The 21,010-nt window shown below is 43.0% G+C and carries 18 protein-coding genes; 9 read left to right on the top strand and 9 right to left on the bottom strand.

What is annotated here, in order from left to right; genetic code table 11:
* Nucleotides 1-134 precede the first annotated feature (134 nt).
* From chlG to NSP_RS00835, 3 genes are all read left to right on the top strand, one after another.
* Nucleotides 135-1,175, top strand: coding sequence for a chlorophyll synthase ChlG (gene chlG / locus NSP_RS00825; protein WP_006195466.1), 1,041 nt, complete (start codon nucleotides 135-137; stop codon nucleotides 1,173-1,175).
* Between the two features lie 125 nt (nucleotides 1,176-1,300).
* A complete protein-coding gene (locus NSP_RS00830) occupies nucleotides 1,301-1,588 on the top strand; it encodes a hypothetical protein (protein ID WP_006195465.1) in 288 nt (95 codons plus the stop codon).
* A gap of 37 nt (nucleotides 1,589-1,625) precedes the next feature.
* Nucleotides 1,626-1,985 (top strand): cupin domain-containing protein, encoded by a 360-nt coding sequence (locus tag NSP_RS00835; protein ID WP_006195464.1) that lies wholly within the window; start codon nucleotides 1,626-1,628, stop codon nucleotides 1,983-1,985.
* Nucleotides 1,986-2,324: 339 nt separating this feature from the next.
* Here NSP_RS00835 and NSP_RS00840 read toward each other — a convergent pair whose 3' ends face one another.
* Both NSP_RS00840 and NSP_RS00845 read right to left on the bottom strand, forming a co-directional pair.
* Nucleotides 2,325-3,131 carry an inositol monophosphatase family protein gene (locus tag NSP_RS00840; protein ID WP_006195463.1) on the bottom strand — a complete coding sequence of 269 codons (807 nt, stop codon included), beginning with the start codon at nucleotides 3,129-3,131 and terminating at the stop codon, nucleotides 2,325-2,327.
* 39 nt (nucleotides 3,132-3,170) lie between these two features.
* A complete protein-coding gene (locus NSP_RS00845; protein WP_006195462.1) occupies nucleotides 3,171-4,604 on the bottom strand; it encodes a BCD family MFS transporter in 1,434 nt (477 codons plus the stop codon).
* Between the two features lie 413 nt (nucleotides 4,605-5,017).
* On the opposite strand from NSP_RS00845, the gene NSP_RS00850 reads away from it, so the two are divergent.
* Complete coding sequence (locus NSP_RS00850) at nucleotides 5,018-5,968, top strand: aldo/keto reductase (RefSeq protein WP_006195460.1); 951 nt, start codon at nucleotides 5,018-5,020, stop codon at nucleotides 5,966-5,968.
* A 74-nt stretch (nucleotides 5,969-6,042) separates the two neighbouring features.
* Here NSP_RS00850 and NSP_RS00855 read toward each other — a convergent pair whose 3' ends face one another.
* Together NSP_RS00855 and rimO are read right to left on the bottom strand one after the other, a co-directional pair.
* Nucleotides 6,043-7,545: a DEAD/DEAH box helicase gene (locus NSP_RS00855; protein ID WP_006195458.1), complete on the bottom strand. Its 1,503-nt coding sequence runs from the start codon at nucleotides 7,543-7,545 to the stop codon at nucleotides 6,043-6,045.
* A gap of 267 nt (nucleotides 7,546-7,812) precedes the next feature.
* Nucleotides 7,813-9,141: a 30S ribosomal protein S12 methylthiotransferase RimO gene (rimO, locus tag NSP_RS00860; RefSeq protein WP_006195457.1), complete on the bottom strand. Its 1,329-nt coding sequence runs from the start codon at nucleotides 9,139-9,141 to the stop codon at nucleotides 7,813-7,815.
* 750 nt (nucleotides 9,142-9,891) lie between these two features.
* Between rimO and btpA the strand changes: the two genes are divergently transcribed.
* Complete coding sequence (btpA, locus tag NSP_RS00865; protein WP_006195455.1) at nucleotides 9,892-10,743, top strand: photosystem I biogenesis protein BtpA; 852 nt, start codon at nucleotides 9,892-9,894, stop codon at nucleotides 10,741-10,743.
* A gap of 128 nt (nucleotides 10,744-10,871) precedes the next feature.
* On the top strand, nucleotides 10,872-11,873 hold the full coding sequence (locus NSP_RS00870; RefSeq protein WP_006195454.1) for a vitamin K epoxide reductase family protein: 1,002 nt from the start codon (nucleotides 10,872-10,874) through the stop codon (nucleotides 11,871-11,873).
* 49 nt (nucleotides 11,874-11,922) lie between these two features.
* Here the strand turns inward: NSP_RS00870 and nadB are convergent, their stop codons facing one another.
* The 3 genes from nadB to NSP_RS00885 form a co-directional block, all read right to left on the bottom strand.
* Nucleotides 11,923-13,602 carry an L-aspartate oxidase gene (gene nadB / locus NSP_RS00875; protein ID WP_006195453.1) on the bottom strand — a complete coding sequence of 560 codons (1,680 nt, stop codon included), beginning with the start codon at nucleotides 13,600-13,602 and terminating at the stop codon, nucleotides 11,923-11,925.
* A gap of 153 nt (nucleotides 13,603-13,755) precedes the next feature.
* Complete coding sequence (gene psbU / locus NSP_RS00880) at nucleotides 13,756-14,184, bottom strand: photosystem II complex extrinsic protein PsbU (RefSeq protein WP_006195452.1); 429 nt, start codon at nucleotides 14,182-14,184, stop codon at nucleotides 13,756-13,758.
* A gap of 377 nt (nucleotides 14,185-14,561) precedes the next feature.
* On the bottom strand, nucleotides 14,562-15,341 hold the full coding sequence (locus NSP_RS00885; RefSeq protein WP_231859516.1) for a DUF3120 domain-containing protein: 780 nt from the start codon (nucleotides 15,339-15,341) through the stop codon (nucleotides 14,562-14,564).
* A 318-nt stretch (nucleotides 15,342-15,659) separates the two neighbouring features.
* Between NSP_RS00885 and NSP_RS00890 the strand changes: the two genes are divergently transcribed.
* The 3 genes from NSP_RS00890 (at nucleotide 15,660) to NSP_RS00900 (ending at nucleotide 18,916) form a co-directional block, all read left to right on the top strand.
* A complete protein-coding gene (locus tag NSP_RS00890) occupies nucleotides 15,660-16,625 on the top strand; it encodes an undecaprenyl-diphosphate phosphatase (RefSeq protein WP_006195450.1) in 966 nt (321 codons plus the stop codon).
* A gap of 94 nt (nucleotides 16,626-16,719) precedes the next feature.
* Entirely contained in the window at nucleotides 16,720-18,060 is a 1,341-nt protein-coding gene (locus NSP_RS00895; protein ID WP_006195449.1) for a TIGR03279 family radical SAM protein, read from the top strand.
* A gap of 433 nt (nucleotides 18,061-18,493) precedes the next feature.
* The gene (locus NSP_RS00900) at nucleotides 18,494-18,916 is read left to right on the top strand and encodes a phosphomannose isomerase type II C-terminal cupin domain (RefSeq protein ID WP_006195446.1); all 423 of its coding nucleotides are present in this window, start codon (nucleotides 18,494-18,496) and stop codon (nucleotides 18,914-18,916) included.
* A gap of 202 nt (nucleotides 18,917-19,118) precedes the next feature.
* Here the strand turns inward: NSP_RS00900 and NSP_RS00905 are convergent, their stop codons facing one another.
* Together NSP_RS00905 and NSP_RS00910 are read right to left on the bottom strand one after the other, a co-directional pair.
* Complete coding sequence (locus NSP_RS00905; protein ID WP_006195445.1) at nucleotides 19,119-19,736, bottom strand: sodium:solute symporter family transporter; 618 nt, start codon at nucleotides 19,734-19,736, stop codon at nucleotides 19,119-19,121.
* Nucleotides 19,737-20,028: 292 nt separating this feature from the next.
* A complete protein-coding gene (locus NSP_RS00910) occupies nucleotides 20,029-20,934 on the bottom strand; it encodes a sodium:solute symporter family transporter (RefSeq protein ID WP_006195444.1) in 906 nt (301 codons plus the stop codon).
* Nucleotides 20,935-21,010 lie beyond the last annotated feature (76 nt).

Raw genomic sequence — 21,010 nt, forward strand, 5'->3', positions numbered from 1 at the left:
AAATTTTTTCATGCTCAAAGGTTTTATAGCCGCCTAACCCACCCTACAGATTGGGTATTAGGCAAGAACAAATTTCTCACCTGCACCTTGCCTCTATTCCCCACTCCCTACTCCCTCTTCCTACTCATAGTGTTATGTCAGAATCAACCCCTATTAACCCTAATTCTCAGCCGGTAGAGGCTATAGATTCAGTTAAACCTAACGAGGAAATTACAGCAGTTGCCGATCGCAGCGCCAAGGCTCGGCAGTTATTAGGCATGAAAGGGGCAGCACCAGGGGAAAAATCCATCTGGAAAATTCGCCTACAACTGATGAAACCTATCACCTGGATTCCCCTGATTTGGGGTGTAGTCTGTGGTGCGGCTTCTTCGGGTAACTATACTTGGACACTAGAAAATGTGTTGATGTCGGCAGCTTGTATGTTGCTTTCAGGGCCTTTACTCGCAGGTTATACCCAAACTTTAAATGAATATTATGACCGTGAAATTGATGCGGTGAATGAACCTTACCGTCCCATTCCTTCTGGTGCAATTCCTTTACCTCAAGTCATTACACAAATTTGGGTATTGTTAATTTCGGGAAATGCTCTGGCTGTTGCACTGGATGTTTGGGCGGGTAATGAATATCCCACAATCACAACTATAGCTATTCTGGGTTCCTTTATTGCCTATATTTATTCTGCGCCCCCATTAAAGCTGAAACAAAACGGTTGGTTAGGCGGTTATGCTCTTGGTGCGAGCTATATGGCTTTTCCTTGGTGTACTGGTCATGCTTTGTTTGGCGAACTGAATTGGAAAATTGTGGTGATTACTGTGGTTTATAGTTTGGCTGGTTTGGGTATTGCCATTGTGAATGATTTTAAGAGTGTTGAAGGCGATCGCCAGTTCGGATTAAAATCATTACCTGTGATGTTTGGTGTCACCAGAGCAGCTTGGGTTTGTGCAGCCATGATTGATGTATTTCAAGCTGTGATTGCAGTTTATCTGATCACTATTCACGAAAACTTGTATGCCGCAATTTTGCTGCTATTAATCATCCCCCAAATCACCTTCCAGGATATGTATTTCCTGCGTGACCCCCTGAAAAATGATGTCAAATATCAAGCCAGCGCTCAACCCTTCCTAGTCTTAGGAATGCTCGTAGCTGGTATAGCCCTCGGTCATGCTGGCGTTTAATGGTCATTGGTCAAGGGGAGCAAACTTTTCTCCTACACCAAATTTATACCTCTGTAGTCAGAAGTAAAGAATGAGGAGTTAGGAGTTAAAATACTTCTAACTCTGAATTTTTCTCAGGACTTACCATGTTAGAATTGACAAATTTTCTCATTGGGGGAATTCAACCCTTATTAGTCCCTATTTGCTTTGTTGCTGCTTGGACTGTAATTATTCTCTTTGCTTCAAGTCTTTGGACAGCAGTTCGAGATGGTGTCACCACAGCCAAACAAATGCATCAAATTCCCTGCCCTAATTGCCAATTTTTTACCGACAATTACCGTTTAAAATGCACTGTACACCCATCCACTGCCAGTACAGAAGAGGCTATTGATTGTTGCGACTATCAACCAAAGACCAATCCTATGCTCTACTAGAAAGGGAACTTGAAAACTTAAAATCAAAAATTGACTGATGCTAGTTCAAAAGCTTAACGACTGTCAAGAATTTATTGCTGGAGATAATACCATTCTACGGGAACTACTACATCCCGATAAACAGCCCCTGGCATTACGCTATAGTTTGGCTCACGCAACTTTACCAGTGGGGAAAACTTCTCAACCCCACTCACTAACCACTTCAGAAGTTTATTATATTCTGAATGGTCAAGGAGAAATGCATATTGATGATGAAACTCAGATAGTTGAACCAGGAGACGCGGTGTATATTCCCCCCAATACACGGCAATTTATTCGTAATTCTGGTAGCGAACCTTTGGTATTTATTTGTATGGTAGATCCAGCATGGCGTAAAGAAGATGAAACAGTTTATTGACTTTTAGGGACTTCCAAATAAAAAACACTCAATCATCTAATCTAAAAAATCTCTCAAAGTCTCATAACTCTGTGTCCTCTGCGCCTCTGTGGTTCCTTTATCTGGATAATTTATTTTTTTGAAGTCCCTTACAGCGATTTTCAACTAAATGAACCACATCTTTATATCGGGCTACGCCCCGCTACGCTAACACGCAAAGCCGCATTCGGCGTTCGCGCAGCGTCCCGAAGGGAAGCCGTTCCCGAAGGGTAGGCGCAAAGGAAGAAAGAAATGCAGAAATGTGCGATTTTAGTTACATAAGTATAGTTGTGAATTAAGTAAAACCACGGTTGCTTTATTTCAAAGATTTAAATGTTTGAGAAATGGCGTAAATACTGGTAATATTTCCGGGCTACTGACAACCAGGGTGGGAAAAGAGCGATCGCTATAATCTTCCCCTGTAGATAAAGGAAATGGCTGATCCTTGAGAGATGTCCAACTACCACCAGCAGCTTGAACAATCACCCAAGCCCCGGCGATGTCCCAAACCTTTGGTGTGGCTTCAATACCGCCTAGTGTCGCTCCAGTCGCAACTGTGAGAAAATTATAGCTTGCTACACCCAGCATCCGAATTTTGCAAGGAAAGTCTGTTTGAATCACGGAAGTGCTGCGGGAACAGAGGTTAAAAAAGTGATTTTTACTCACAGCATCATTACTGCTATGGATGGGGTGATGGTTGAGAAATGCGCCGGAGGGTGTTGTTAAACCAGAGTCACCCGCCCAGAAACCATGAAAAGCTTGACTCAGTGGTGGTACGTAAACATAACCAAAAATAGGCGTGCCTTTATACAGTAATCCCATCGAAATTGACCAGATGGGAAGACCTCTAGTAAAGTTGGTAGTACCATCGAGAGGGTCGATTACCCAGCACCACTCTGTACCCGGAAATACTTTGTCGCTTTCTTCGCTCAAAATACCATAACCAGAAAAACGAGAGGCGATCGCATCTTGAATTTCCTGATCAGCCCATTTATCGGCTCGCGTGACTAAACTACCGTCAGCTTTTTGAGAAGCCTGGACTTTACCAAAATCTTGCATCAGTTGCTTTCCCACTCTGGTAGTGGTGGTTTCGGCAAAGTCGAGAATTGTTGTCCAAAAATCATTCATTAATTAATTCTCTCGCAAAGATGCTTCTGAGCCAAGAAATTAGTCTAAATCACTTTCGAGAACAGATGCGATCGCTTGTTTGGCACTAGTTTGAAATTCTTTGACATTGACTCGGTTGAGAAACCAAATCGAAACAACCATCCCCAAAGCTTCTAGAAAGAATACCATGCCATAAGCTAACTCTAAACTCGGTAGCAAATTACGACCAATATCTAATATCGTACCGCCTATGAGTACGGCAATTCCCCTAGACACAGACTGAGCTAATCCCCAAGCCCCAATAAAAGTACCTGCGGCTTCAGCTGCTGTCAGATCCAACATTAAACTAACGGCTGCGGTAGTTAAGAAACCAGTAGCTAAACCAAACAAAAACAAGCTAAATTTCAGAAAAGCTACATTCGCTGTAAATCCTGACATACCCAGTAATAATGCACAGATTGCTACTAATACACAGCCTAAGCGTGCAGTTCTGCGTTTACCCAAACGCGGCACAATGAAAAAACCTGTGACACCATAGGCTATCAAGATACCAAAACCGTAAAAAATATTCAATCTGGTGCTTTCTGCCAAAGGCATACCAAATACCTGACCCGCATAGGGTTCTAAAACAGGGTCTTGCATAAATAAGCTGATAGTCATTACCAGCAAAAATGCGAAAAATAAACCTGTTTGGCGACTAGCTGTCAAAATTTTCCAAGCTCTACCCAGTCCAACGCTGTCGTCTCGATTCTCAGTGGTAGAACGGCGGGAATATTGGGAATATTTTTTTTCTACGCCGAATGTAGCGATGATCGCCAGCCCAAAGACAATAGCCGGAACGATAAAAAATAATCTATTAATAGCTGATTGTAAACTTTCTATGGGTGCTTCTGGGGTTAATTGTCTGAGCAAACTGGAACTAATGATCGCTCCCACAATAATCCCCACCATTAGCATTGACCAAACAACGCCAACAATTTTAGAACGGTTATCTTCTTGGGAGATATCCACTAATAAAGCCGCAAAGGCAGTACCACTGGCACAAATTGCTAAACCATATATGGCGAAAACTAAAGATAGTAATGCTGTCCAGCCGATGGTTTGGGTTGTCCATACCCAGCCATCTGTGCTGTTAGCTGCTAGATTTAATTGCCAAAGTATTTGTATTGCTAAAAATGAGGCGATCGCAAATACTGCTGCGCCCACCCAAACGTAAACTGTACGATTGTAACCCCACATCGGTTTGAGGTCTGACATTTGACCAAACCAAATCCGAGCCGGGGAAACAAATGCAGGTAACGCCAACACTAGGGACACCAATATTGCTGGAATTGCTATTTCTTGAATCATGACTCTGTTGAGTACACCCAGAATCAAGATAGACATCATGCTCAGTCCCATTTGAAATAAGCCCAACCGGAACATAGTAATCAGGTTAACCCTTGGCACAGTTAAGGATTTTGTTTGGGTATCAAATATATCACCGCTTGCCATAGCTACTTTTTCGGATGATTTCCAAAATCTAGACTCTGCTATATAAAACCTAGACAAAACTAGACTTTACTTTCTACTTCAACGGGAGCATGGGAGCAGTTATCCCTCAGTAGACTTTCACGCCTTAGCCAGACGCGATTGTGTTCCAATTAAGTTTCTGAAAAAGACTACCACCATCATTGCTTGGTTTTCGCGTCGGCAATAGTCTCAATTCAATACTTGATATCACCGTATTATATATCAAGTAGTTGATTTTTTCCTAAAATATATATTGATTTTTGTCAATATAAGTATAGTTTTGTCTATGAAATTGTCAACTTAGGACTTGCTCTTTAATTAAATCCTGTCCTCACTTTTATTTGTAACGATAAACTATAAAGGTAAAGAAATGTAAATAAAATACATATTGCCACGTGGAAAATATCACATTAGGACAAAATGGCCCCAGTGTTACACCCCTTTGCATTGGTACTTGGGCTTGGGGCGATAAACTCTTTTGGAATTATGGCGATGGCTATGGTCCAGAACAGTTAGAGGCAGCTTTTACAGCCGCATTAGAAGCTGGGATAAATTTCTTTGATACTGCGGAAATTTATGGTTTGGGACTGTCAGAAGAGTTATTAGGGCAATTCATGCAAAAAGCCCAACAACCTGTGCAAATGGCGACGAAATTTGGCCCTTTACCTTGGCGATTTACAGGTCAATCTGTCTCGGATGCGTTAACAGACAGTCTCAAACGCCTACAAGTAGCGCGAGTTGAACTGTATCAAGTCCATTGGCCGTTCGCTTTCTTTTTAAGTCAAGAAACTTTGATGAATACCCTAGCAGATGAAGTGAAGCAGGGTAGAATTGGCTCAGTCGGGGTGAGTAATTATTCAGCTACTCAAATGCGAGAGGCGCAGCAAATTTTAGCTGCGCGTGGAGTCCCTTTAGCTGTAAACCAAGTCCGCTATTCGTTGCTCACGCGTCAAATAGAAACTAACGGGATTTTAGCTACTGCTCGTGAGTTGGGTGTAACTATCTTGGCATATAGTCCCTTAGCTCAGGGATTACTCACTGGTAAATATACACCAGATAGGGCTGAAACCCCCGGTGGTGCGCGGAAGATAGACCCACGATTTGGTAAAGAAGGGTTACAAAAAATTGCCCCTGTAATTTCTTTACTCAACACTTTGGGAGAAAAATATGATCGCACTCCTGCCCAAGTAGCCCTCAATTGGTTAATATCTCAAGGAAATGTGATTCCTATTGCTGGGGTCAAAACTGCCCAGCACGTAAAACAAAATGCAGGCGCTTTGGGCTGGAGATTAAACACCGATGAAATCGCGCAACTAGAACAAGTCAGTCGTCCTTGGCTTAATTAACAGCTATTAGTCATAAGTCTTTAGTAGCTAGTAATAACTAATAACTAATGACTAATGACTAATGACTCAGAAACTTATTCTCTACCAGCATTTGAAGATGACACAGAAGTGTCGCGGCGATTATTGGTATTTGTCCGTAGTTTGGGCTTGGGACTACCACCATTGCTGTCTGGTTTGTTCCAGGAACGGTTTCTATCGTTAGAAGATTCACCACCACGACGCTTGGCCAATTTGGGCTTGGTGGAAGGTGCATCATCTTGGGGATCTACGCCTGATTGCAACCAAGCGGGACGGGTTTGATCATAAGCGATTTGTAATGCAGCTGCGGCGATCGCATGAGCATCATATTCTTCAATCAATTCGCTGACTATGGGCAAGAATGAAGCTAGACGTTCACCAGTCAAGGCTTCTTTAACTTGTTCTTGCAATTTTTGGATATGTCGCGCTTCAATCTGCGCCCGTGTCGGAATCGACAGCAATTGCCAATTTTGGCGATTATGGCGCTCAAATGCCTGCTGTTTGCGGCGTTCAAAGGGCTGTACTAACGAAATTGCTGTACCTTCTTTACCCGCGCGCCCAGTCCGACCAATACGGTGAACATAGGTTTCGGCGCTATCTGGCAAGTCGAAGTTAATTACATGGGATAGTAGATCGACATCTAACCCCCGTGCCGCAATATCAGTTGCTACTACCCAGCGCACTTGACGATTCCGGAATCGGGTCAATAATCGCTCCCGCGCCTGTTGAGACAAGTCGCCGTGGTATTCATCCACACTATGACCTGCTCCTTGCAGTAGATTTGTCAGTTCTGCGGCTGTCCGTCTGGTACGCACAAAGATTAAAGCTGTTTCTGGATCTTCCATTTCCAGAATCGGCTGCAATGCTTTGGCTTTTGTCCAATGACGAGGGATGAGATAAGCTACTTGATTGATTTTGTTGGGTGAAGCTTTTGGCTGCTCAACGGTGACTGTAGCCGGGTTTCGCAAGAATTTGTTGACAATCATGCGAATCGATGGTGGCATGGTCGCCGAGAATAAAGCTGTTTGGCGTTCTTTCGGGGCTTGAGACAGGATTTTAATCACGTCATCAATAAAGCCCATGCTCAACATTTCATCAGCTTCATCCAAGACAAACCACTTAACTTGATCGAGCTTCAAACAGCCCCGATCTAGTAAGTCGATCATCCGCCCTGGTGTACCCACAACCATGTGAACACCACGTTTGAGTTGCATCATTTGGCGTTCAATTGATTGACCGCCATAAATTGCCAGAATCCGCAATCCTTCGTCGCCGACAAATTGGTTGATAGCATCGTGAACTTGAATTGCTAACTCACGGGTTGGGGCTAGTACCAAGGCTTGTACAGCTTTGTGATTAACATCTAGCTGTTCTAAGATTGGCAGGGAAAATGCTGCTGTTTTGCCTGTTCCGGTTTGAGATTGACCCACGACATCCCTACCTGCTAGCAGTTGGGGAATGGCTTGAGTTTGAATATTTGTAGGTGTGGTAAAGCCGATGTTTTCTAATTGCTCAACACGCTTTTGTGAAAGACCTAATTCTTGAAAGGAAAGAGTCATTAATTCTCCTAGATTTTGTTTTTTGGTTGGTAATTTTTAAATCTGACGGCATTTGCTCAGATACAGCAGTTGCATTCAGTGGCCAGATTTAAAGTAAGTGTGTGAAACCCTCATTTGTCAGAGGGTGCTACGCGATTAGCGTTAGCGTGGCGTGTTCTAGACACGCGATAGTGAGGAAAGAGGGTCAGCGATGCCCTTTGGGCAAGACATGACTTCTCTTCTGTCCAAAACCTGCTTTTACGCAGTGCTGGACTCACCCTGCGGCCTCTACTTTTGGTAACTATTGACAACTTGACCGTAGAGGTCGTATGTATCAGCGCTATGGATCGCTACTGGTACGATGGTTCCTAATTTTGCTTCCCCATCGACATAAATCTGACCATCGACTTCTGGGGAAAACCTACCTGAGCGACCTATGAGCTTTCCAGTTTCAGGGTTTTCTTGCTCAATCAGGACTTCAACAATTTTGCCGATTTCCTGTTGATTTTTTTTACCCGCTATCGGCTCTTGAAGCGCCATTAATTTATGCCACCGCTCATCCATTACGGATTGGGGTAACTGATTGGCTAGCTTGTAAGCGGGCGTTCCTTCTTCGGGTGAAAAGGTGAATACACCAACATGGTCAAATTCGTGCCTCTGGACGAATTCTCTTAGATGCTCAAAATGCTCTGCGGTTTCTCCGGGGAAACCAACTATAAATGTTGTCCTGAGTACCGCATTTGGTAGGGCTGCTTTGATGCGTTCAATAATCCCATCATTTACCCGTCCTTGCCAGGGACGATTCATTGAGCGAAGAATATCTGGATGAGAATGTTGAAGGGGCAAATCTAGATATGGTAAGACGTTGTGGGTTTCTTGGATTGCCTCTATCACATCTGGGGTTAACCCGGTGGGATATGCATAATGCATTCTGATCCACGGTACATCTACTTTACCCAAAGCGCGAAGTAATTCGGCTAACTTTGGCTTTCCATAGATGTCTAACCCGTAATTGGTGGTGATTTGGGAAATTAAGATAATTTCCTGCACCCCTTGGCTAGCTAACTGCTCCGCTTCAGCAACTATAGATTCAATAGTACGCGATCGCTGGTTCCCTCTGAGATAGGGAATAATACAAAATGCACAACGATAATCACATCCTTCGGCTACCCGCAGATAGGCAACGCCTTCGGTTGTAGTGCGATAACGCGGTGTAGTTTCATCAGCGATGTAGGTTGGTTCTAGACTAACCTCTTTTACCTGCTCGCCTTGTTCTACACGCTCAATTACATTAACAATTTTGTGATAATCACCAGTGCCTACCAGTGCCACCGCTTCTGGCAATTCTTCCAATAATTGTTCTTGGAAGTGCTGTGCCATACAGCCAGTGATCACGACTTTCTTGTTGGCTTCTGCCAGTTCTACTAAAGTTCTGACAGACTCCTGTCTTGCTGCTTCTATAAAACTACAAGTATTAACTATAACGTAATCGGCTAACTCTTCATTTGTATCTACACTATAGCCTGCTTCTACAAGCAGTCCTAGCATATGCTCTGTATCAATTCGATTTTTTTCGCAACCCAGGTGCGAAACTGCAATCGTTGGCTTTTCACCCATATTTTGAAAACATTTTCTGTTTTTTGTAGTCAGATACGCAAGCAGCGATGATTTCGCTTCTTGTGATACACACCTTTACACAGTCAAGGGCTAGAATAACAGGTTTTAACTGCCAGCTACTACCTGCCGATATATGACATGGATAGTTTCCGGCCATGTTATGATATTTGTACTATTTAGTCTATGTCCCAGGGTAAGGTGAGTGTCTTTGAGTACAATTGACACCTGTATTTTTTTTAACAAGTTTTCTGGTGGTATTTTTCATTACCGCAGCGTGTGTGTTGTTAATTTACCCGTCGGGAAGCCGCCCAAAGGGCTGGTTGTGAGAAGTCGCTACCCTCAGGGAAACCGCGCTCTCTGCGTCGTTTATTTCGACCCAGGAGTACGAAACCACGCCTAATGAAGCAATAATGCTGCCCTGATGCTCAAGCTTGTCCGACGACTATGCGTGGACGAGGTGCCTAAACCGGGGAAAGCTGCCTTGCGTCTTGTGAGTGGCAAACTCCTCTTCTAGCCTAGTTTTATCTTAACATATCTTAGGGGAGGTTTTACGATAATTTCCATCCTAGGGAAGAGGTAGTAAGACAACCAACTTAAAACACATTTGACTAGTTAGTTAAAAGTCAACAGGAGCCAGCATCATCAGCAGGTTCGGTTGACTTGAGGTGACTGGCGTTCAATAGTCAATAGTCAAACAAATTCTAGACTCTCGACTGGTGGACACTAGACCCCGCAAAGCGGATTAAAGACGTGGACTTATATCAGCTATTTAAAACTCGAACACCGATTATTGGCGTGGTTCATCTACTACCACTGCCCACCTCGCCCCGTTGGGGAGGTAATCTCAAAGCGGTAATTAACCGTGCGGAACAAGAAGCAGCCGCCCTAGCCAGTGGCGGGGTAGACGGCATTATTGTGGAAAACTTTTTTGACGCGCCCTTTGCCAAAAACCAAGTTGATCCAGCAGTTGTGAGTGCCATGACTGTGGTGGTACAACGCATCCAAAATTTGGTGGCACTGCCCATAGGCTTAAATGTTTTACGGAATGATGGCAAAAGTGCAATGGCGATCGCCTACAGCACCCAAGCCCAATTCATTCGGGTGAATGTATTGACAGGAGTAATGGCCACTGACCAAGGATTAATTGAAGGTGAAGCGCATCAATTACTCCGTTATCGGCGAGAATTGGGCAGCGATGTCAAAATTCTCGCTGATGTGTTGGTGAAACACGCCCGTCCATTAGGTTCCCCGAATCTCACAGTTGCCGTGAAAGACACAATTGAAAGAGGTTTAGCAGATGCCGTAATTTTGTCTGGCTGGGCTACCGGTAGCCCTCCTAATCAAGAAGACTTGGAACTAGCTTGTGGTGCAGCAAATGAAACTCCTGTTTTCATAGGTAGTGGAGCCAACTGGGAAAATATTGCTACACTGATGCAGGCAGCAAATGGTGTAATTGTTTCCAGTTCCCTCAAGCGTCACGGTCGCATCGAGCAACCAATTGACCCGATTCGCGTCAGTCAATTTGTAGAAGCTGCCCATAGTCGTTGGGATTCTCCTGGTGAAATTCCGTCTATTTCTGGGCCAATGAAATTACATTATTAGGAGACTGGAGAATTTTAGATTTTAGATTTTAGATTTTGGATTGAACTGCAATCTAAAATCGCCAATCCAAAATCCCAAATTGATTGACCAATGACTAATGACCAATAACCAATGACCAATAGCAGTTTATGATTCGCCGCCGTACTACTCCTTGGATTCATAAATGGTCGCGTCCATTGATTGGGGCGATCGCTGGACTTGGTGCCTTAACTACAGGTTATATCGCCATAGAAAAGCTCACAGGAGGCACTGCCGCTTGTGTAGCCGAAGCAGGTGCCAAAGGCTGTAATGATGTACTTTCCAGCCCTTGGGCAACCATACCCATCTTTGGTGGGTCGGTTCCCTTAGCTTTATTTGGGCTTTTGGCTTATGTGAGTATGGTGATTTTGGCTTTTGCTCCCCTAGCATGGAAACCAGATGATAAAAATAGCCAGAAACAACTGGAAAACTTAACTTGGTGGTTGCTGTTGGTAGGAGCGATCGCTATGTCGGTTTTCAGTGGGTATTTAATGTACTTACTGGCATTCCAAATCCAAGCCGTCTGTTATTACTGTATTGCTTCGGCTTTATTCTCTGTGAGTCTTTTAGTCTTGACGATTATCGGTCGTGCTTGGGAGGATATAGGGCAAATTTTCTTTGCCGCGATTATTGTGGGCATGGTAACGCTGATTGGGACTTTAGGTGTCTATGCTGGCGTGAATACATCTGGTGTGACATCAGATGCAACTCCTGGAGAACCTCAAAGAATTAGCTTTACTCCTCAAGTAAATCCTGATCCAGCTTTTGGTTGGGAAATCACCACTACCTCTGGTGAGGCAGAAATTGAACTAGCACGCCATCTGGGGACTGTAGATGCTAAGGAATATGTTGCCTATTGGTGTCCTCATTGCCACGAGCAAAAACAACTCTTTGGTAAAGAAGCTTACAAAATTCTTCAAAAGAAGCAGATTATCGTGGAATGTGCTGCTGATAGCCCTAAAGGTCAACCAGAAGTGTGTCAAGCAGCGAAAATCACCGGCTTCCCCAGTTGGATTATTAATGGTCAAACCTATAGCGGAGTTCAAAATCTTGAGCAATTAGCCAGAATTTCTGGTTATACAGGCCCTAAGAATTTCAAGTATTTCCGATAATTGCTGACAATCTCCGGACTGAACCACGGAGATTGTCAAGAAAAAATGTCTAATTTTTCAAGATCCGAGATTTCTGCCATTGGTGTTTTTGTACCAAGGTATGAACTTGCCAATCGGGGTCTGGTTGAGGATAGTCTAGGCGGTAGTGTCCGCCACGGCTTTCAGTTCTAAAGGCGGCACTTTTGAGAATTAGATGGGCGACATCTAGTAAATTACGGCTTTCTGCCCAAAGTCGTAATTGTCGTTCCACATCTGGGATGTCGAAATTAACGGGTTCGTTGGGATTTAAAGACAGTAAGAATTGACTCAAAGGTAAAGCAGCAAAATCTTGTTGCCAAGATTCCACTGTAGCGATCGCAGTTTCTAAACTTGACTGTTCTCGACAAATCCCCGCACTTTGCCAAACCAAACGCGGTAACTTCTCTCTAAGTATTTCTATCTGTGTTTTTTGGCTTTGCCATTCACTGACATTCGCCCTAAATTCTCGTAATGGCAATATTGGGACTGCTGAGGATAGTGTAGTATCTGCCAAATCAATCTTCGCCATCTGCGCTCCAAACACAATACATTCGAGCAGAGAGTTACTCGCCAAACGATTAGCCCCATGTACTCCAGTGCTGGCGGTTTCTCCCACTGCGTACAAACCGGGAATGTTCGTGCGATTCATCAAATCAGCTACAATACCACCCATCCAGTAATGTGCCGCAGGGGCTACAGGAATGGGTTCATGGAAGACATCAATACCCCAATGTTGACAAACTTTGACGATATTAGGAAAGCGATGACGAATCTTTTCCGGGGGTATGGGGCGCATATCTAACCAAACATGGGCAGTGGCTAGATCGACGGCGGTCTGTTGTAGATGGCTGAAAATAGCTCTACTGACTACATCTCTGGGCGCTAGTTCACCCGCAGGATGATAGTCAAAGGCAAAACGCCGCCCTGTGTCATCCACAAGGTGTGCGCCTTCGCCGCGTACAGCTTCACTAATCAGAAAATGGTCTGCACCGGGTTTAGTCAGGGACGTGGGATGAAATTGCACAAATTCCAAATCCCGGAGAATAGCCCCGGCGCGATAGGCGATCGCCACCCCATCTCCTGTACTGACGGCTGGATTAGTGGTTTGGGCAAATACCTGACCACCGCCACCGGTTGCTAAAACCACAGCACTGGCTCTTACCCATGTGATTTTACCTTGATGAAATAGGCTAATTCCCTGACATTTCTTGGTTTGGGGTTCTAGCCACAAATTCAAAGCTAAAGCTTGCTGGATGACTTGAATGTTTTGGCGGCGCAATACTTGTGCTGTCAGGGTAGTGGTGACTTCCCTACCTGTAGTATCGGCAGTATGAAGAACGCGATGACGAGAATGGGCTGCTTCTAAAGTTAAAGCTAAAGCTTGACCGTGACGGTCAAAAGCTACTCCCAAGTTAACCAAGGATTGAATACACCGAGGGGCTTCTTGGGCGAGGAATTCTACGGCTGGGCGATCGCACAAACCCGCACCTGCGTGCAATGTATCCTCAATGTGCAGTGAAGGCGAATCTTCCGGGGCGATGGCCGCCGCAATCCCTCCTTGCGCCCAATCACTGGCAGATAGGGTAACAGTTTCTTTGGTAATCAAGCCGACTCGCAAGTTCTCTGGTAGACACAATGCTGTGTACAGTCCAGCAGCGCCAGCACCGACTACTAAAACATCAAATTCGCTAGGAATATCTATTTGAAGCAAGGTGAGATTTGGGTAGCAGGGGGCGGGGGTTTACGGGAGGGTAAGTAGAGTCACCCTTACCTTCTTCGTCTATATTTTGAGAAAAAGCGCCACTCCCTACTATGGGAAGTGGGCTGATTTTGGTATGTTTAATCACATAAACTGCCAATACAGTTATCTGTAGATACCGTTGTTAAAGCGATCATCTCCGGCGTTGAAGATAACTTCTCGTTCGGTGACAGCGAAGTTATCTAAGTTGGCTTGCAAAAGTTGTTTTTGGCGATCGCTCAATCCCGGAATATCCAAGACATCCTCGACATTCTTGTAAGGAGCATTGATCACAATTTTCTTAGCTAGGGTAGGGTACATCCCTGGAAACTGTTGAAAAGCTCGGACGTTAGTATTATTCAAATCAAGTTTTTGACCAAATGCTGTCCCTAACTTAGCATCAGCTCTATTCTGCCTCTCAATTGCCAAAACTGGAACTTGCCTAAAAGCAAAACTGTTGATATTGGCCGCAGTGGCGATCTGAGTTGTTCCCAGCCATCCCCAACTACCAAGCAACAAGCTAAATACTGTTAATAAACGCAGCAATGTTTTCACAATTTTTCTCCCTCTTTCCATCAAACTAAAATAACGACGTTAAGCCAAATGCTATCAACTCTCAGCTAAATTCAGACCTATGAAGTCAACCACATCAATACTGTCAGCTTCTATTTGGTTCTAGCCTGAGAATAGACACCTTGAGTTTATCTACATCCTGGCTCTTTCACCTGGGTTTGAGAGCTTCTGGCTTCGTCAACACACAGCAGTCATCAAAAACTAATATACAGCGTTTAATACCCGCAATATTTGCTGCTACTGGGTTTGCTATTTTTTTTACAAAAAGTTATGTCTCAAGACACAATTATCTACATAGCTAGGATAGATAAACTATTCTTTATGTAATTTTTACTACCATACTTGCCTGGATAAAATTTTTAGGCAGCATTTGCAGCTATTAAGAATAGGCTATCTACTAAAATTGTACTTAACACTGCTCCACTAAAGGCGTACCAATGTGTTTGTTTTGTACGTAAAGGTAAAACTCCTGCTGTGAACAACGCTAGAGCCAACATGACTGCCCAACCTTGTCCCCAAGGCGTTTGTACTTGGATTAAAGCACTTTGTAATATTGAAGGCACTCTATTCGGTTCGACTTGCATAATTTGTCGCCAATAGGGCATCAAGTCTACTAGATAAAAATACACATCAGTCAAAACTGTACCGAGTAAAGAACCTAAATAAAACCAGTTACCAACTTTACCCCAATTTTTGAGCAGACACCAACAAGCAAATGGTAACGCAATAGACTCTATTGGTAAATGCCATAAAGGTTCCCAACGTAGCCAACCCCAGTAAATCGCTCCGGCTAACCAACTCCAGCTAAAGCCGAAGAGCAAATCTCCCCATAGATAAGTTTTAGGACTTGACATTAATGTCAAACTCAGCCATACCCAAAATCCTGTGATTGCTACGCTCACAACTGGCAGCGATCGCACTAATGGTGCTTCTATAAATACTGGTACTGATACCAAAAACACAGCCGCAGCCAACACTAACCAAGTTTCTCGTACAGCCGTAGATATGGGGATAGAAGGCGAGAAGGCGAGTGTAGATTCTAACTCCCTGATGCTCTTTTGCCCAAATTCAGTTGCGGGTAAATCAGTATTCATAGGAGTGCTAGAAGTTGTGTAAGAAGACAAGGTATTATTAATCAACGTTTTTAATATTTGTTACTAAACTTTATCTTATTTAAGATATCACACTTAAAATCCCCCCCCAGGGCATTTTTATTGTACCGAGATTTTGCCTAGATTGGGGAGTGGGGAGTGGGGAGTAGGGAGTAGGGAGAAGAGGCAGGGGGGCAGGGAGCAGGGAGCAGGGGGGAGAAGACGGTAACTTCCCAATGACAAATGACCAATGACTAATGACTAATGACTAATGACTTTTTCCTGGACAGTTACCCAGATAGCTGTTTGTGTAATTGGTTGTAATCAAAGCGAACGCTATCGGCTTCGCTATCAGAGGTAAATTAAATGGCTATATCAAAACGTCAATGGTTCATGCTCTTAAGTGCAGCATCTGCCATGTTCTCAGTTGCGGCCTTTCCGACAAAGGTTTTAAGTACCCAAGCTAACCCCGCATTAGACGGGGTACAGCAACAAATGAACATCTTGCAAGCCATTTTTTTAGGCTTTGTGCAGGGAATGACGGAATTTCTCCCCATTAGTAGTTCAGCACATTTAAAAGTTGTGCCTGTAGCGTTGGGTTGGGGCGATCCGGGAGTAGCGTTTACTGCAATTATTCAGCTTGGTAGTATTGTCGCCGTGCTGTGGTATTTCTGGGGTGACATGACGCAAATTATCAAAGGAACAACAAAAGCGATCGCTCTTAAAGATTACGAAAGCCAAGACTTGCAGCTATTTCTGGGAATTATCTTGGGAACAATTCCGATTCTTGTCTTTGGACTGTTAATTAAAAGATTTATCCCAGACTACGATAATTCACCCTTGAGAAGCCTCATAGCGATCGCCATAGCCTCGATATTAATGTCGCTGTTATTGGGAATAGCAGAAAAATTCGGCAAACGTCAACGTGACTTTGAGCATTTAAGCATGAAAGATGGGCTATTGATGGGTTTAGCTCAAGCTTTAGCATTAATCCCTGGGGTATCTCGTTCCGGTTCCACCATCACAGGGGGGCTATTTATGAACTTAGAACGAGAAACAGCCGCGAGATTTTCGTTTTTGCTGGGAATTCCCGCCATCACCCTCGCCGGATTAGTCGAGTTAAAAGATTTTTTAGAAGTAGGCGTAGGTAATGTCGGTATGGTTCCTATGGTTGTCGGGACAATTTCATCTGGGATATTCTCATATATAGCGATCGCTGGATTAATACAATTTCTCAAAACCCAAAGCACCTGGGTATTTATTTGGTATCGCCTAGCCTTTGGTGTAGTCATCTTAGGTGCAATCAGCGCCGGACTGTTGAAAAATAGTTAATAGTCAATCAATTTTGGATTTTGGATTTGCGATTTTAGATTGCAGTTCAATCCAAAATTTAAAATCTAAAATCTAAAATTCTCCATCCCTAATCATGTCTACCATCCGTCCTGCCCAAATCACCAGAGTATTACCCGATTCCATCGCCGCAGAAATTGGCTTTGACGCGGGGGATGCGATCGTTGCTATCAATGGCACACAACCCCGTGATTTAATTGATTATCAATTTTTATGTGCTGATCAAGTTCTCGAACTAGAAGTTTTAGACGCATCTGGTAAAACTCATCACATTGAAATAGAAAAAGATTACGACGAAGACCTGGGGCTAGAATTTGAAACTGCCCTATTTGATGGATTAATTCAATGTAATAACCATTGTCCATTTTGCTTTATTGACCAGCAGCCACCAGGTAAGCGTTCCACCTTATATTTAAAAGACGATGATTACCGTCTCAGCTTTTTATATGGTTCCTACTTAACTCTTACCAATTTGTCAGCAAAAGAATGGGAACGTATTGAACAAATGCGCCTGTCTCCCTTGTTTGTTTCTGTTCATGCGACCGAACCCGAAATCAGAATTAGACTGCTGAAAAATCAGCGCGCCGGACAAATATTACAACAAATTAAATGGTTCCAAGACCGAAGACTGCAAATTCACGCCCAAGTAGTCGTTTGTCCTGGTATAAATGATGGTCAACACCTGCAACAAACCCTCAAAGATTTAGCGTCTTTTCATAGTGGTGAAATACCTGCTGTGGCATCAGTAGCAGTAGTTCCAGTGGGTTTGACGCGGTTTCGCCCAGAGGAAGACGAACTCATCCCCGTCACCAGAGAAAAAGCTCAAGAAGTGATTTCTCAAGTGAATAGCATATCCGGGCAGTTTCGTCAACAATTCGGTTCCGCCTTTGCTTGGTTAGCCGATGAGTGGTTTTTGATTGCAGGTGAGGAATTACCCAGCGAAGCCGAATATGAAGAATATCCGCAAATTGATAATGGTGTGGGTTCCATTCGTTTATTTATTAAGCAATTTGCCTCTACAGCCTCACAATTATTACCGCAAAAACTTTATCATCAAAAAAAATTAACTTGGGTAGTTGGTAATGCTGTAGAAAAAGCATTTCAACCGATTTTACAACGTTTAAATGCCGTTGAGGGTTTAGAAGTCAATATGCAGGCTTTATTTAGTGATTACTGGGGACAAAATATTAGTGTCACTGGGTTAATTACAGGTCATGATTTACTTTTACATCTCTCAGGAAAAGATTTGGGTGATGGGATTTTGCTGCCAAAAGTCATGTTGAAAAATGGTGAATTGGTATTTTTAGATGATATGACTGTTGGAGAAGTAGCTGAAAAACTCCATACAGAAATATTTCCAGTTGCTGGGATTGAAGAATTGATAAATAAGTGTATTGCTGAAGGTGTTTTAGTTTAGTTAGCAAACATCAGTTATTTTTCGGAGGTAATTTATGGGTATGTTGAATGATAAATAAATAATCGGCTTTAATTATTTTTTTTGAGAATAGCTCTGAAAATCCTCTATGCAAGCTTTACCTCAGCCTCCCTGGCTACGATGTTTAAAGTCAATTATGGCTACACTGCGGCTGAAGTGATTGGTAAAACACCGCGTATTCTCCAGGGTGAGCTAACTTCTCGCCCTGAATGAGATAAAATGCGGACTGCACTCCAAGGCGGTTTGTCAATCAGGACAGAATTGATTAATTACCATAAAGATGGTTCTACATACTGGGTCGAGGTGAACTTAGTCCCAATAGTTCCAAATCACAAATATTTTAGATTTGTTATTTGCTGAAGAGTCAAATTTGCTAAATTACTGATTGATAGTGATAGTTAGGAGAAATTTATTTATGTCTCATAATGAGAATGATATTCAATCAAATATCAATGAAACCTCTTCCCATTCAGGTGCAAGATACTGGGGTAATGTAGAGGTGATAGAGGAGGGAGAAAGCTATAGAATTAGTCGTGTTGAAATCAATCCTAGACATGGGATTAAACCACAAATCCATTATCACCGTAATGAACATTGGGTTGTGGTGTCCGGTGTAGCTAAGGTAACTTGTGGAGAAGAAGAAAAATTACTGAATCGAAATGAATCAACTTTTGTTCCCGCAGCTACTCTGCATAAGGTAGACAACCCAGGACAGATTCCCTTAGTTATTCTGGAAATTCAAAATGGTGAGTATTTGGGAGAGGATGACACAGAACGTCCCTATGAACTGAATTTAATTAAGCCTGGGACAGAAACTAAAAAAGTTCATGAAAAGTAAATGAGGTCTGAGATGGGAATGTAAACCCATCTCAGACAAAATCCATGGTTGGTAAAAATTGAGCGCAAGTCATATCATGTTCGGTAAATCACTTATTTTTATGCCAAGGTGGGGTGATTCCGGTTTAATTATTAAGTAATCAAGCAAACTGTTCCCTGTTTTAATGATAAGTAATCAAGCGAACATGATATCAAAAGGCTGTTTACTTGCGTTTGCCGATTGAAAATAATGAATTAGACGTAAAAAAGCGAGTGAGCCAGTAAATAAAAATTCCAGAAGCCATCCCTGGTAGTACTTCGTAAATTATGGAAGATAACCCGAGTGTGAGATTCCAAATCATGGCTGTAGCGATACCAACACCCATCATTAATATTGCCGTAAATGTATTTACTTGTATTTTGTAAACACGTAGTATCAGTAATGGTCCTAAAGCGGAAGCCAAGGCAGACCAACAGAAGGTAACCAACAGAAATACATTTTTATCTCCTACTAGGGCAATACTCAAAACGATCATTGTTACAGTAAGAGTTCCGAGCTTAACTATTTTATAGGAGTTAGCAAACTGAGGAAAAATATCTTGGGTCAGTGCTGCCGAACAACACAGGATTTGAGAATCTGCGGAAGACATGGTGGCTGCAAACACTCCAGATAACATGATTCCTACAAAGATATCTGGTAATAATTCTTGTGCTAAATAAGGTAGTGCCAGTTCTGGATCTCCTGCTGAGATCAACTCTGGTAAGAGAATTCTGGCTTTGAACCTCCCCACGTCTAAAGCCAGGGGATTCTTGCCTACCTGAAAAAGGCGACAACGGGACATTCAAGTATCCCTCTACTCACTCAAAGAGCTTTTGCTCTCATTCGCGCATACTTTCTGAGTCCTTCATATTTTAAAGATGAACGCTCCATATCCTGCCATTATTCGCCCTTTAACTATTCCGAATCGAGTCGGATATGTCCGTTGCCGGGATTGCTCCGTACTAGGATACTTCAATGCGCTGAAGGTTATTCCTACTTGTTTTCTCGCTAATCTATTTTAACACTGTGGCTAAAGCCACGCAATCGTTTGACGGAACTTAAAAGTTCTTACCGCCTTCTCCCCATGCCTAAAGTCAGGGGCTTGCGTCTCGTTTTTCGGTCAAGCCTATGCCAATTGCAGAAAAAGAGTTAATCAGACCACAAGCTGTTTTGATGTTAAGAGCCTGGTTGATGCTTTTTGGTGAGTCGATCGCCATAGCCCGTATTAATATGTGTGGTTGACCAACTACACCAAACCCAGCAACTATCCAACCAATTAAAAAAGGTAAAAAGCCTAAAGGGAGATTTTTGGGGCTGAAGTTAACTAGTTGTGTATCAATTAGGGCAAGTTTTGTCCACAATTCTCCGAGACCACCACAGTTAGCAATTGCAACTGTTAATAGCAACAACAACGAACCAATCATGACTATTCCTTGTGCTGCATCTGTCCAGATTTCAGCGCGGACACCTCCAGAAAAACAGTAAATCATGACGATGATCGCCCCCAGGATAATTCCCAGATAATAGTCCCATCCAAATACCACACTAAGTGCTTTACCTCCGGCTATTAGTTGTGATGCGGCATAGGAACCCAAGAAAGCGATAATAATGACAGATGAAATAATAGAAATCCAGCGAGCACCAGAAAAATTTTGAGATAGAAAGGCAGAGACTGTATCAGAAGCGGTTTCTTCGGAAATTTGTCTGAGCTTTTTGAAAAAAAACAACCAAGCTAAGTAATCTCCAATTGCCCAACCAATTACTAGCCAAATGGAAGAAATTCCTATTTTATAGGCGAAACCAACCTGACCTAGAAATAACAAGCCACTTTGACCCGTGGACATGGCTGATAGGGCTGTCAGCCAAGGACTCACACATCGGCTTGCTAGTATGTAATCAGCAGTGGTGTTTTGCCTGTAGGTTGCAGAGTATATGCCAATCAGGACAATAAAACCAAGAAATCCGATAAAAGCAGCTGCGATCAACAGTTGATTAGCCATAGAAAATTGAGTTAGTAGGGGTTGGGAACTGATTAGAAATATTTATCCATACTTACTCATAACTACTTAAATGCTA

The sequence above is a fragment of the Nodularia spumigena CCY9414 genome (assembly GCF_000340565.2).
GTDB lineage: Bacteria > Cyanobacteriota > Cyanobacteriia > Cyanobacteriales > Nostocaceae > Nodularia > Nodularia spumigena.